11 protein-coding genes and 1 pseudogene are annotated in these 12,703 nt (G+C 70.6%); 3 read left to right on the top strand and 9 right to left on the bottom strand.

Annotation, left to right across the window (positions count from 1 at the left end):
- Positions 1 to 57: 57 nt before the first annotated feature.
- The 7 genes and pseudogenes from ruvC to KVA01_RS03425 all read right to left on the bottom strand — a co-directional run bounded on the left by ruvC (position 58) and on the right by KVA01_RS03425 (position 7,769).
- Positions 58 to 735, bottom strand: a complete 678-nt coding sequence (gene ruvC, locus KVA01_RS03455; RefSeq protein ID WP_068467491.1) for a crossover junction endodeoxyribonuclease RuvC — start codon at positions 733 to 735, stop codon at positions 58 to 60.
- A gap of 4 nt (positions 736 to 739) precedes the next feature.
- Positions 740 to 1,501, bottom strand: a complete 762-nt coding sequence (locus tag KVA01_RS03450; protein WP_141268924.1) for a YebC/PmpR family DNA-binding transcriptional regulator — start codon at positions 1,499 to 1,501, stop codon at positions 740 to 742.
- A gap of 213 nt (positions 1,502 to 1,714) precedes the next feature.
- Entirely contained in the window at positions 1,715 to 2,446 is a 732-nt protein-coding gene (locus KVA01_RS03445; protein WP_068467487.1) for a type 1 glutamine amidotransferase, read from the bottom strand.
- 9 nt (positions 2,447 to 2,455) lie between these two features.
- A complete protein-coding gene (locus KVA01_RS03440; protein WP_141268922.1) occupies positions 2,456 to 3,769 on the bottom strand; it encodes a Mur ligase family protein in 1,314 nt (437 codons plus the stop codon).
- Between the two features lie 30 nt (positions 3,770 to 3,799).
- The gene (locus KVA01_RS03435) at positions 3,800 to 4,369 is read right to left on the bottom strand and encodes an HIT family protein (RefSeq protein ID WP_141268920.1); all 570 of its coding nucleotides are present in this window, start codon (positions 4,367 to 4,369) and stop codon (positions 3,800 to 3,802) included.
- A gap of 209 nt (positions 4,370 to 4,578) precedes the next feature.
- Positions 4,579 to 6,597 (bottom strand): annotated as a pseudogene (gene thrS, locus KVA01_RS03430) (threonine--tRNA ligase); the annotation flags it as partial.
- Between the two features lie 326 nt (positions 6,598 to 6,923).
- Complete coding sequence (locus KVA01_RS03425; RefSeq protein ID WP_141268918.1) at positions 6,924 to 7,769, bottom strand: DUF2382 domain-containing protein; 846 nt, start codon at positions 7,767 to 7,769, stop codon at positions 6,924 to 6,926.
- Between the two features lie 349 nt (positions 7,770 to 8,118).
- On the opposite strand from KVA01_RS03425, the gene KVA01_RS03420 reads away from it, so the two are divergent.
- From KVA01_RS03420 to KVA01_RS03410, 3 genes are all read left to right on the top strand, one after another.
- Positions 8,119 to 8,610: an NfeD family protein gene (locus KVA01_RS03420; protein ID WP_141268916.1), complete on the top strand. Its 492-nt coding sequence runs from the start codon at positions 8,119 to 8,121 to the stop codon at positions 8,608 to 8,610.
- A 220-nt stretch (positions 8,611 to 8,830) separates the two neighbouring features.
- On the top strand, positions 8,831 to 10,015 hold the full coding sequence (locus KVA01_RS03415) for an SPFH domain-containing protein (RefSeq protein WP_068467465.1): 1,185 nt from the start codon (positions 8,831 to 8,833) through the stop codon (positions 10,013 to 10,015).
- Positions 10,016 to 10,133: 118 nt separating this feature from the next.
- Positions 10,134 to 10,469, top strand: coding sequence for an RNA polymerase-binding protein RbpA (locus KVA01_RS03410; RefSeq protein ID WP_068467463.1), 336 nt, complete (start codon positions 10,134 to 10,136; stop codon positions 10,467 to 10,469).
- A gap of 76 nt (positions 10,470 to 10,545) precedes the next feature.
- Here the strand turns inward: KVA01_RS03410 and KVA01_RS03405 are convergent, their stop codons facing one another.
- Positions 10,546 to 11,286: a polyprenol monophosphomannose synthase gene (locus KVA01_RS03405; RefSeq protein ID WP_068467462.1), complete on the bottom strand. Its 741-nt coding sequence runs from the start codon at positions 11,284 to 11,286 to the stop codon at positions 10,546 to 10,548.
- Between the two features lie 188 nt (positions 11,287 to 11,474).
- A complete protein-coding gene (locus tag KVA01_RS03400; protein ID WP_141268914.1) occupies positions 11,475 to 12,602 on the bottom strand; it encodes an amidohydrolase family protein in 1,128 nt (375 codons plus the stop codon).
- Positions 12,603 to 12,703: the final 101 nt, after the last annotated feature.

Here is a 12,703-nt window from a genome sequence, read left to right as displayed (position 1 = left end):
GGGCGCCACGACGGGGGTCGGGCGGCCGCGTTCGAATACATGTGCGAATACTGCTCGTCACTGTACCAAGCGGGACCGACCACCACTGCGACCGCGGCCGGGTGCGGAGCTCCGCGAGGCCGTCTCCGCCTGCCGCCACGCCTGCTGCGCAGGGGTCAGGGTTGCGGAGGCACCGGGACGGGCGGGACGCGAGCCCGAGTGCGTGGAGGTCTGCTCTGCGGCATTGACCCCTGCCACGCCACCGCGCCAGCCGTGGCACACGGCCAGGGCGAGGGCGTCCGCGGCGTCCGCCGGGCGCGGCGGTGCGTCGAGGCGCAGGATCCGCACGACCATCCGGTTCACGGACTCCTTGTCCGCGGAGCCGTCCCCGGTGACCGCGGCTTTCACCTCGGACGGGGTGTGCCACGCGACGGGAATGCCACGCCGCGCGGCCGCCGCGATCACCACGCCCGTGGCCTGGGCGGTGCCGACCACGGTGGGTGCGTTGTTCTGCGCGAAAACGCGCTCCACCGCCACGACGTCCGGCCGGAACCGCTCGATCAGCTCCTCGGCGGTCTCCATGATGGTCAGCACACGCCGTTCGAGCGCCTCGTGCGCCTTGGTCCCGCTCACCTGCACGTGGACGAAGGACCCCGTGCGCTGCGGGGACATGTCCACCACGGCGAAGCCGCAGCGCGTGAGCCCCGGGTCCACGGCGAGCACACGACGCCCCCCGCGGTCCTCGGTGGCCGTCACCGCTCTACTCGTCGTCCTCGAGCTCCGCCATGACCTCGGCGGGGATGTTCGCGTTCGAGTAGACGTTCTGGACGTCGTCGAGCTCCTCGACCGCGTCCGCGAGCTTGAGGAACTTGCGCGCCCCGTCCGCGTCCAGGTCCACCTTCATGGTGGCGCGGAACTGGGGGTCGTCGTTGTTGTACTCGAGACCGGCCTCGTCCAGCGCCGCGCGGATGGCGGGCAGGTCCGTGGCCTCGCTGACGACCTCGAAGACGTCGGCGTCGTCGACGACCTCGTCCGCGCCGGCGTCGAGCACGGCCATCAGGACGTCGTCCTCGGTGAGCCCGTCCGTCTTTGCGACCTCGATCACGCCCTTGCGCTCGAAGAGGTAGGCCACGGAGCCGGAGTCCGCCATGGAGCCGCCGTGGCGGGTCACGGCCACGCGCACCTCGGAGGCGGCGCGGTTCTTGTTGTCCGTGAGGCACTCGATGTACAGGGCCGTGCCCTGCGGACCGCGGGCCTCGTAGAGGATCTCGGTGTAGTCGATCGTCTCACCGGTGAGACCGGCACCGCGCTTGATGGCGCGGTCGATGTTGTCGTTGGGCACCGAGTTCTTCTTGGCCTTGGAGACTGCGAGCTCGAGCGCCGGGTTGCCGGAGGTGTCGGCGCCGCCCATGCGGGCCGCGACCTCGATCCCCTTGATGTACTTGGCGAACGCCTTGGCGCGCTTGGCGTCGATCGCCGCCTTCTTGTGCTTGGTGGTGGCCCATTTCGAGTGACCTGACATGGATGACCTCCTCGGAAGAGTGCACCCGGCCCCGAGGGCCGGACACGCGGGTGGATTGTTCTACAGCATATCGAGCGAGCGGCTCGCGGTCGCGCCGGGCCGTGGTGGTCCGGCCCCGGGCACGACGACGCCGCGTGCCGCCGCGGCGCGCGGCAACCGGTGGGCGCGGCGTCGTCGTCCCACTCGCCCGGGACGTGGACTGCGCGCCGCGGCTCAGCGGGGTCGGGAGCTCGCGACCTCGCGGGCACGCTCCGCGAGCGTGTCGTCGAACGTCTTCTCCGGCAGGGAGTCCCCGCGCACGGCCAGCGCCGCGGAGAGCAGGAAGTCCGCCACGGCGGGGTTCTTGGGGAGCATGGAGCCGTGCAGGTAGCTGCCGAGCACGTTGGCGGTGCGCGCGCCCTCCGTGCCGTCCTCGCCGTCGTTTCCGGCGCCGGAAACCACCGTGGCCAGCGGCTGCTGCCCGGCGCCGAGGTGCGTCAGACCGGAGTGGTTCTCGTAGCCGACGATGGTCCCCAGATCCGGGGACTCCGTGACGATGTTGCCGATGAGCCGCTCCGGACCGGCCACGGTCTCGAGGTCGAAGATCCCGATGCCCGTGAGGGTCTCCCCCGTGCCCGTGCGGAAACTCTTGCCGAAGAGCTGGTAGAGCCCGCAGATCGCGAGCATGGGAACGCCCTGCGCGACGGCGTCGTGCAGGTGCCCGGCCACCGCCTGCAGGTCCTCGGCCACGCGGAACTGCCCGGAGTCCTGACCGCCGCCGCCCACGAAGAGGTCCGCGTGCTCGGGCCACGGGTCCCCGGGGTTGTGATCGTGCACCTCGACCGCCAGGCCGTATCGCTCGGCCCGGCGCTTGAGCGTGAGGGTGTTCCCCCAGTCACCGTAGATGTTCATGTCGCGGGGGTAGAGCTGCACGATGCGCAGCGCTTCGATGTCCGTCTCAGCCACGGGGTCCTCCTAGATCGCGGCCACGTGCGTCATGCCGCCCAGGATCTTGCGCAGGGAGAGCATGGCCGTGTAGGTGCAGAAGATGCGCATGGGCCGGTCCCCCGACCCCGCGATGAAGCGCCGCAGCGCAGTCTCGAGGTCCGGCTCCACGGCGGCCACCGGCACGAGGTCGTAGTCCAGGCGCAGCGCCATGTCCCACGCGCGCACGCCCGAGACCACGTCCACGCCGCCCTCGCGCAGCGAGTCGAAGTCCACGTCCCACAGCCAGGAGACGTCCCGGCCGTCCGCGTACTGGTCGTTGATCGCGATCATCGTGGCGTACGCGTCCGCGGAGGCGGACGCCAGGGAGAGCCGGAAGCCTGCGGGGTTCTTCACGAGCAGCAGCTGCAGGGGCTTGTCCTGCACGGTGATGGTCTCCCCGCGCCCGAACGCCGGCGTGACCTTCCCGAGCTCCGCGACCAGGGACGCCACGTCCGCGGAGTCGCCGAGCACCTGCAGGGCGACCGCCAGGGCCGCCGCCGCGTTGTACTGGTTGTACACGCCGTAGAGGTCCACCGTCGCCTCGTGGGCCCGGCCGCGCACGTCCAACTCCACGCTGCGTGCGTTGACGGCCTCGAGCAGCACCTCCGCGTCAGGCCGGCTCGAGGAGGGCACCTGGGTGTCCTGCTCCCCGGGGTCCACCTGCCGCAGCCCGTCGCGCATGTCGTCGTCCGAGGGGAACATGGGCCGCAGCGCGTCCGAGAGACCGAACCAGCTGACGGCCGTGCCGTCGGAGAGGTCCTCGGCCAGCGACGCGATCCGGGGGTCCTCACGGTTGAGCACGACCGTGCCCGTGGTGGCCCGGGCGACCTGGCGCAGCATCCGCCGGGTGGTGTCGATCTCCCCGAAGCGGTCCAGCTGGTCGCGCATGATGTTAAGCAGCAGGCCGATCCGCGGCTGCACTTGCTTCACGAAGTGCACGGCGTGCGCCTCGTCCAGCTCCAGCACCGCGACGTCCGCGGCGAGGCGCCCGAAGGCGTCCATCTCCGCGAGCAGAGAGGCCGCCACACCGCGCACGAAGTTCGAGCCCGTGCGGTTCGTGAACACGCGCAGCCCCTGGGAGCGCAGCAGCTGCACGGTCATCTTGGTGGTGGTCGTCTTGCCGTTGGTGCCGCTGATCACCACCACGCCCAGGGGCAGCTTCGCGAGCTCCTCCTGCACGAAGCGCGGGTGCAGCTTCTCCATGACGAGGCCGGGGAACGCGGAGCCGCCGCCGCGCAGGCTCGTGGCCCAGCGGACGCCCTGGCCGAGGGCACGTACGAGTGGTCTGGACATGGGTTCCATCCTAGTGAGCGGTTGCGGCGTCCTGCGGGGTCAGGCCTGCGGCCACGCCCCCGCGATGTCCTCGCGGGCGGAGCCGAGGGTCTGGATCAGGGGCTTCGTCTGGGCGATCACGGGCATGAAGTTCGCGTCCCCGGTCCACCGGGGCACCACGTGCTGGTGCAGGTGCTCCGAGATCGACCCCCCGGCGGCGGGGCCCAGGTTGAGCCCCACGTTGAATGCATTGGGCTGGGAGATCTCCCGGATCACGCGCACCGCGGTGCGCGTGAGGGTGTTCAGCTCCCACAGCTCCTCGTCCGTGAGCTCCTCCAGGTCCGCGACGTGGCGGTACGGGCACACCAGCACGTGCCCGGGGTTGTACGGGAAGAGGTTGAGCACGGCGAAGCAGTGCTCCCCGCGGTGCACGATCAGGGACTCGGCGTCGGGGCGGTCGGGCGCGTTGCAGAAGGGGCAGCCAGGTGGCTGCTCCACGGAGGTGTCCTCACCGCGCACGTACGCGAGGCGGTGAGGGGTCCACAGCCGCTGGAAGCCGTCCGGCACACCCGGGAGCTCGAACTCGTCCCGCTCCACACCCTCGCCCGACGCCGGGCCCCGCCCGGTCACGGCCGTCCCGGGGCGTCCGGCCCGCCCGTTCCGGTCTCCGGTGCGGCGGTACCCTGCTCGGAACCGCTGTGCTCCGAGGCACCGGGCGCCGAGGTGCCGTGCGCCGGGGCGGCGGGCTCCGGCGTCGTCGGCGCGTCCGCGGCGTCCTCCACGACCGTCTCGCTCACGACCACGTCCTCCTCCGCCGGCGCGGTGGGGTCCTCGTTCACCCGCTCGGAGATGTGGCGGGAGATCAGCTCCACGGCGTCGTCCTGGGAGACCCCGTTGAACTGGGAGCCGTCACGGAAGCGGAAGGAGACGGTGCCAGCCTCGGCGTCGTCCCCGCCGGCGATCACGACGAACGGGATCTTGTCCTTGGACGCCGTGCGGATCTTCTTGGGGAAGCGGTCCGAGGAGGTGTCCACCTCCACGCGCACACCGCGCTCCCGCAGCTTCTGCGCGAAGCCGTCCAGGTAATCGTCGAAGGCGTCCGCCACGGGGATCGCGCGCATCTGAACGGGCGAGAGCCACGCCGGGAACGCACCCGCGTAGTGCTCCGTGAGCACGCCCATGAAGCGCTCCACCGAGCCGAAGAGCGCCCGGTGGATCATCACGGGCCGCTGCCGCGTGCCGTCCGAGGCCTGGTACTCCAGGTCGAAGCGCTCGGGCAGGTTGAAGTCCAGCTGGATCGTGGACATCTGCCACGTGCGGCCGATCGCGTCCCGGGCCTGCACCGAGATCTTCGGACCGTAGAACGCCGCCCCCGCGGGATCCGGGACGAGCTCCAGACCGGACTCCTCCGCGACCTCTTGCAGGGTGCGCGTGGCCTCGTCCCAGATCTCGTCCGAGCCCACGAACTTCTCCGGGTCCTTGGTGGACAGCTCCAGGTAGAAGTCCTCCATGCCGTAGTCCTTGAGCAGGGACAGCACGAAGTTCAGGGTGCTCGTGAGCTCGCCCTTCATCTGCTCGCGGGTGCAGTAGATGTGGGCGTCGTCCTGGGTCATGCCGCGCACGCGCGTCAGACCGTGGATCACGCCGGACTTCTCGTAGCGGTACACCGCGCCGAACTCGAACAGCCGCAGCGGCAGCTCACGGTAGGACCGGCCCCGGGAGCGGTAGATCAGGTTGTGCATGGGGCAGTTCATGGGCTTGAGGTAGTAGTCCTGGCCCGGCTTGGTCAGCTCGCCCGTCTCCGGGTCCCGCTCCTCGTCCACGTGCATGGGCGGGAACATGCCGTCCCGGTACCAGTCCAGGTGGCCGGAGACCTCGTAGAGGTGGCCCTTGGTGATGTGCGGCGTGTACACGAACTCGTAGCCGGCGCGGGCGTGGCGCTCCCGCGAGTAGTCCTCCATCTCCTTGCGGATGATCCCGCCCTTGGGGTGAAAGACCGGCAGACCCGAGCCCAGCTCGTCCGGGAAGGAGAAGAGGTCCAGCTCCACGCCCAGCTTGCGGTGGTCGCGCCGCTCGGCCTCCGCGAGGCGGTCCTTGTAGGCCTTGAGCTCGTCCTTGGTGGGCCAGGCCGTGCCGTAGATGCGCTGCAGCTGCTTGTTCTTCTCGTTGCCGCGCCAGTACGCGGCGGCGGAGCGCATCAGGGCGTAGCCGTTGCCGATGTGCTTGGTGTCCGGCAGGTGCGGGCCGCGGCAGAGGTCCTTCCAGACCGTCTCGCCGCTCTTGCGGTCCACGTTGTCGTAGATGGTCAGGTCGCCGGCGGCCACCTCCACCGAGGCGCCCTCCGCGGACTCGTCCACCGCGCCGGAGCCCGGGCCACCGGCGAGGTCGATCAGCTCGAGCTTGTACGGCTCGTCCGCCATCTCCGCGCGGGCCTCGTCCTCGCTCACACTGCGGCGGCGGAAGATCTGGTTCTTGTTGACGATCTTCAGCATCGACTTCTCGAGCTTCTTCAGGTCCTCCGGGGTGAAGGGCTCCTCGACGTCGAAGTCGAAGTAGAAGCCGTCCGTGATGTAGGGGCCGATGCCCAGCTTGGCGTCCGGGCGCAGCTCCTGCACGGCCTGGGCCATGACGTGCGCCGTGGAGTGCCGCAGCACTTCCAGACCCTCGGGATCGCTCACGAGAACGCGCTCCACGACGTCACCCTCCCGCAGGGGGGTCGCGAGGTCCTTGAGCACACCGTTGATGTGCGCCACCACCACGTCACGCTGCTGCTCGTAGAGCCCCGCCGCCGTGGTGCCCTCGGCAACGGTCCGGGACTCGCCGTCCACGCTCAGGCGAAGTGAAGGGGCGTCCGTCATGGTGTTTCTCCTCATCAGATGTCATGTGTGCCCGCCCGTACCTGGGGCGTGCGCCCCGCCGGGTGGACCGTGCCACGGCCCGCCGGCGGCCCTGTCGATGCTACCGCGCCCCCTGCGCAGGCACGACGCGGCACCGCGCGCGGGACGTGTGAGCCCGCTCGCGCCCGAGACCCGCCGGAGGTGATCGCGCTCCGGACACGGCTGCGCTCCGGACAGGGGTTCACGTCAGGCCCGGGTTCACGCCGGACACGGCTGTACCCCGGACCTTGCGGTCCGGGGTACAGCCGTGTCACTGCTCGGGCGCGTCACTCACGCCCGGGAGGGGATCAGTGGCGGGGCAGGTCGCGGTCGGCGTCGGTCTCGACGTCCACCTGCTCCTTCTGCACGTCCGCCTCGACACGCTGCGTCTCCTGGACGGTCTGCTTGTTCAGCCCGACCTCCTCGACGGCCACGGCTTCCTTCTCGACGACGGGGCGCTCCTCGTGCAGGGTGACGTCCACCTCTTCCTCGCCGATGACGCCGTTGTCGACGCGGGCCTCGGTGCCGTTGAGCGGGGTTCGCTCCACGGTGACCTCTTCGCGCTCGACGGGGACGTCGACGGTCTCGTGGTCGGTGACCACGTACTTGCGCAGACGGGCGTGGCCGGCTTCGCGCTCTTCGGTGCCCACGTTGAGGCGCTCCTCGTGGCGGACCACGGAGGCGTCCTCACCGGCGGCGACGCGGCGATCCTGGTCCGCGGCGGTGCGCTCGCGGTCGGCGGCGACGTCGCGGTCACGACCGGTAGCGGCGGTGCCGGCGGCACCCGCGGTCCCGGCCGCCGCGGCGTTGCGGTCGCGGTCGGTGCCGGCGGTGCGGCCACCCTCGTAGTTCAGCTCGTAGTAGCGGTAGAGCTCCTCCTCCTCAGCGGGAGAGAGGTGCTGGTCCGCGTCCACCTTGGGGGCGTCCTTGACGACGTCCTTGGTGTAGGGCAGGACCACGCGGTCGCCGTCCTGGCTGGCACCCTTGACCGGCACGAAGTTCTCCTTGGCACCGAACAGACCGGTGTTCACGGTCAGGAACGTGGGCTCGCCGGAGTTGTCGTCCAGGAAAACCTGCTCGACCTTGCCGATCTTGTCGCCGTCGGACCCGTAGGCCGTGCTGGACAGAATTGCATTCACATCGAACGTGGTCATCGCATTAACTCCTCAGTAAGTCTCTGCTTTCAGCGCACGGTTGTGCTCCTCGTAAGGCCACCGCCCCGCAGTGGGTGTGCGGTCAGTCTTCGTGATCCATAGTACGTGGCGTGCAACCGGTCGTCACCGATTTCTCTCGCGGGGAAACTCTCGCGCCGCTCCCGCGCCGTGGACCCGCCGTGTGGTGGCCGGGGCCGGATTCGAGCTCCCGCGTTGCTCCGCGCGTGCCGTCCCCCACTCTTCCGGGTGGGGTAGGGCACAATGGGGCTGACGCAGTGGTGTGAGCTCTCGGCCGGCGTCCGGGTGATTCACACGAAACGACGACGCCTGACGAGGACGGAGCCTCACCGTGTGGCAATCACTGGTCGACAACCCCTGGATCTTCTGGCTGATCATCATGCTGGCGCTGGCCGCCATCGAGATGCTCACGCTGGACTTCCTCTTCCTGATGATGTCGCTCGCGGCCCTGCTGACCGCGGGCGTGAGCCTGGTGATGGACAGCTTCACCCTGCAGGTCGTGCTCTTCGCCGTGATCTCGGTTCTGCTGATCTTCCTGATCCGCCCGCTCGCGCTGCGCCGTCTCAACAGGTCCTCTCCCACCACACGCTCCAACGCCGAGCGGCTGATCGGGCTGCCGTGCACCGTCCTGGAGCCCGTGGGCCCGCACAGTGGTCTCGTGCGGCTCGAGGGTGACATCTGGACGGCGCGGGCACAGCTCGACCCCCCGCTGGCCGAGGGCAGCACGGTGTACGTCGAGCGCATCGACGGCGCCACCGCCGTCGTCACCACCACGGCCCCCGCGGACGCCGCGGCGCTGCCCGCGGACCGCCGCCGCCCCTGACCCGAGCCCACCCCGGGCGACGACGCCGCCGTGCCACCCTGCCGTGCGGCGTCGCCGACCCTCCCGGAACCCACCTGCTCCGGAAACCCCCGGTCCGCAGCCCGCCGGACCCCACGCGCACCCACCTCCATGGCATCCGACCCACCGTCAACCGCACCGGGCCCCGGAGTGAGAGACCCTCACCCGGACCGTGTGCGCCAACCCCCACCGAAAGGTCCCCATGTCTGTCGTCATCCTCACACTGCTGGTCGTGGTGGTGCTCGCCGCGGTCATCGCGCTGGTCAAGGCGGTGCGGATCATCCCGCAGTCGCGCGCCGGCATCGTCGAGCGCCTGGGCAAGTACCAGGCCACGCTGAACCCCGGTCTGCATTTCCTGATCCCCTTCATCGACCGGCTGCTGCCGCTGATCGACCTGCGTGAGCAGGTCGTGCCGTTCCCGGCCCAGTCCGTGATCACGGAGGACAACCTCGTGGTCGGCATCGACACCGTGGTCTACTTCCAGGTCACCGACCCGCGCGCCGCCACGTACGAGATCACCAACTATATCCAGGCCGTGGACGAGCTCACGAGCGCAACGCTGCGCAACGTGGTGGGCGGGCTGAACCTCGAGGAGACCCTCACCTCCCGCGACAAGATCAACGCCGAGCTGCGCGGTGTGCTGGACTCCACCACCGGGCGCTGGGGCATCCGCATCTCCCGCGTGGACATCAAGGAGATCACTCCCCCGCCGTCCATCCAGGACTCCATGGAGAAGCAGATGCGCGCCGAGCGAGACCGCCGCGCCGCGATCCTCACGGCCGAGGGCGAGAAGCAGTCCTCGATCCTCACCGCCGAGGGTGAGCGCCAGGCGGCCGTCCTCTCCGCCGAGGGTGACGCCAAGGCCGCGATCCTGCGCGCGGACGGCGAGGCCCAGGCCATCGCCAAGGTCTTCGACTCCATCCACCGCGCGAAGCCCACCCAGAAGCTGCTGGCCTACCAGTACATCCAGACGCTGCCGAAGGTGGCCGAGGGCAGCGCCAACAAGGTGTGGATGATCCCGGCCGAGCTCACCGGCGCCCTGCGCGGCGTGGGCTCCTACCTCAACCCGGGTGCCTCGGACGGCCCCGGCGGGGACGACGACGAGCCCAACGTGCCCGCCGACCTCCCCTCCGACGAGCCGATCGTGGCGCACGAGACGGTGAAGGTCACGGAGGAGGACCTCGAGCCGGACCTCACCCTCACGGACCCGAACGACTTCGAGATGCCCGACTCCCCGTACACCTCTCCGATCGCGCAGCAGGCCCGGGACCCGCACGTGGCCGAGGAGGACGTGGAGAACACGGTCGAGGACGCCCCGGGCAGCACCCCGGACGCGGGTGCCGCCCCGCAGCACCGGCAGGACGACCCCGGGAATGAAACCCGCTGAGCTCGGGTTACGTTCACGGAAGAAGAAGTCGGGGCCCGCAGGGTGACCCGCGCGTCCACGGGACGCCGCGGCGTCGCCCGCCGGAACCGGCAGAGCGTACGGCAGGAAGGATCGTTGCGTGAGTGACCGCAGCCTACGAGGAATGCGCCTGGGCTCCCAGTCCATGGAGACCGAGTCCGGGGTGGAGCCCGCCCCGCGCCAGCGCGTGGAGTACCGCACCGCCGAGGGCGAGTCCGTCTCGGTGATGTTCGCCGCGGAGGCGGAGATCCCCCCGGTGTGGACCACCAAGACCGGCCAGGAAGCCATCCTGGTCAACGGTGAGAAGCCCGAGAACCCCAACGAGAAGCACCAGCGCTCGCACTGGGACATGCTCCTGGAGCGGCGCAGCGTCGAGGAGCTCGAGGAGACCCTCAAGCAGCGCCTCGCGTTCTACGAGGAGCAGCACGCGCTCTGAGTTCGACCCGCACACGACCGTGGCCCCCGTCCGAGGACGGGGGCCACAGTTGTCTGCGAAGTGAGCGGGGTCCGGGTCAGCGACCGATGCCGAGCTTGGCCGCGAGCGTCTTAGCGCGCGCCGTGAGGCCCCACTTGGCCACGTTGGTCGCGGCCTCCACGGTGACGTCGTTGCTCATCTTGGAGACGCCCTCCTCGCGCTCGACGAACGTGATGGGCACCTCCACGATGGTGAGGCCGAGCTGCTCCGCGCGCCACGCGAGGTCGATCTGGAAGCAGTAGCCTCGCGACTGCACCGAGTCCAGGTCCAGGGCACGCAGGGTGGTGTCCCGGTAGGCGCGGAAGCCGCCGGTGATGTCGTGGATGGCGGTCCCGAGCAGGATCCGCGAGTACAGGTTGCCGCCGCGGGAGATGATCTGGCGCTGCAGGGGCCAGTTCTCGGTGCGCCCGCCCGGCACGTAGCGCGAGCCGACCGCCATGTCCGCGCCCTGCTCGATGGCGTCCAGCAGCAGGGGCAGCTGCTCCGGCTGGTGGGAGCAGTCCGCGTCCATCTCCACGAGGACCTCGTAGCCGCGCTCCAGACCCCACGCGAAGCCGGCGAGGTAGGCGGGGCCAAGGCCCTCCTTCGCGGCACGGTGCAGGACGTGGATGTTCTCGTCCCGGGCCGCGAACTCGTCGGCCATGTCGCCGGTGCCGTCGGGGCTGTTGTCGTCCGCGATCAGGACGTGGGCGTCCGGCACTGCAGCGCGCAGTCGCGTGATGACCGTGGGCAACGACTCACGTTCGTTGTACGTGGGGATGATGGTGAGAACTCGCACCGGGCGTCCTTTCATGCCGCTGGTAGTCGGGCGACGGAGCCCGAACAGACCACTGGGCAGGCCCATCCGCCTTCGGACCAGACGCGACGCTCGGCCGCGTTCTGTTTTCTAAGGACGGATGGACCCACCCGGCAGTAAGAACTCAGTCTAACCTCAGCGGACGCAACCTCCAAGATGAAAACGCACCCTCAGGGCCGTGGTTCCTCGCCGCTGACCGGGGCACCGGCGACCATCGTGGCCTCGCAGCCCGGCAGCCGGGAGTCGTCCAGGGACGGCAGAACGGGTGTCCGCGCGCGCGGGTCCGTGCTCCACGAGGCTCCGGTCCCCTGGGCCTGCTGCACCATCACGGACTCGGCGTCCCACACGGCCAGCGTGGCCTCCGCGCCGGGAACCAGCTGGCCCGCGAGCGGGGAGCTTCCGGGGTGGACGCGCCACGCACCGCGTGTGAGCGCCAGGAAGGCGGCGCGCGCCGAGGTCCGCAGCCGTTCGTCCGGCGCGTCGAGCGCCGCCTTCACGGCGTTCCACGGATTGGGGTCGTCCGTCATCAGCGTCACGGGAACGCCCACGCGCGCGAGGTCCCGCAGCGGTGCCTCCCCCGCCCGGCACGAGACGGTGAGGGACAGCCCCACCAGCCGCTCGCACTGGGAATCGTCGAGCGCACCCACGCCCACGAGCCGGTGCGCCCGGGCGCGGAAGACACGCTCCCCCGCCTCGTCGCGTGCCGCCTCGGCACTGGCGAGCACGCGCTGGACCAGGTCGTGCGACGGGCCCGGTGTGCGGTCCCCACCGGTGTCGGCGGTCGTCAGCACGAGCACGGCCTGGATCCCCGCCCGCGTGCACGCCACGAGGTGCTCGCGGATGGCATCCGCGGGGGTCGACGCCGTCACGTCCAGTCCCAGCGCCGGCGAGGGCAGCGCCGCGACGTCCAGCTCGCCGCTCGGGGCGTCTTTGCGCACGAGCACGGGCAGGGCGTGCATGCCGTCCTCACGGATGCGGCGCACCGCCTCCTCGAGGGCGGCAGGGTCGCTTCCCAGCACCTCGACGGCGCCGTAGCCGTCCGCCGCGCGCGGCAGGCGGCGGGCGGCGTCGTCCGCCGGACCGGCCAGCACATGGTGCGCCACGAAGGCCGGCGTGGCCACGGCCGCGCGGAGGTCACCGGGGACGACGTCCGGGCCCGCGATGCCACGGGCGGCGTCGTCCGAGCCCACCCACGCCACCGTGGTGCCGTCCACGAGGATCGCGGAGGCGAACGGGTCCGCCGGCGAGTAGACGGAACCGTTCACCCACAGTCGCTTGCCGGGCTGCTCTGATGTCACGTGACTCCTTCCGTCCGGCGGCGTGGGCCACCGGGGCTGATGATTCAGGTCCCGCGGGCTCGGTGACCTGCGGGGGTGTGCTCTGCCGAGCCGCGCCGGGC

Source organism: Kocuria varians (genome assembly GCF_006539885.1).
GTDB lineage: Bacteria > Actinomycetota > Actinomycetes > Actinomycetales > Micrococcaceae > Kocuria > Kocuria varians.
This window is presented reverse-complemented; position numbering and strand designations above follow the sequence as displayed.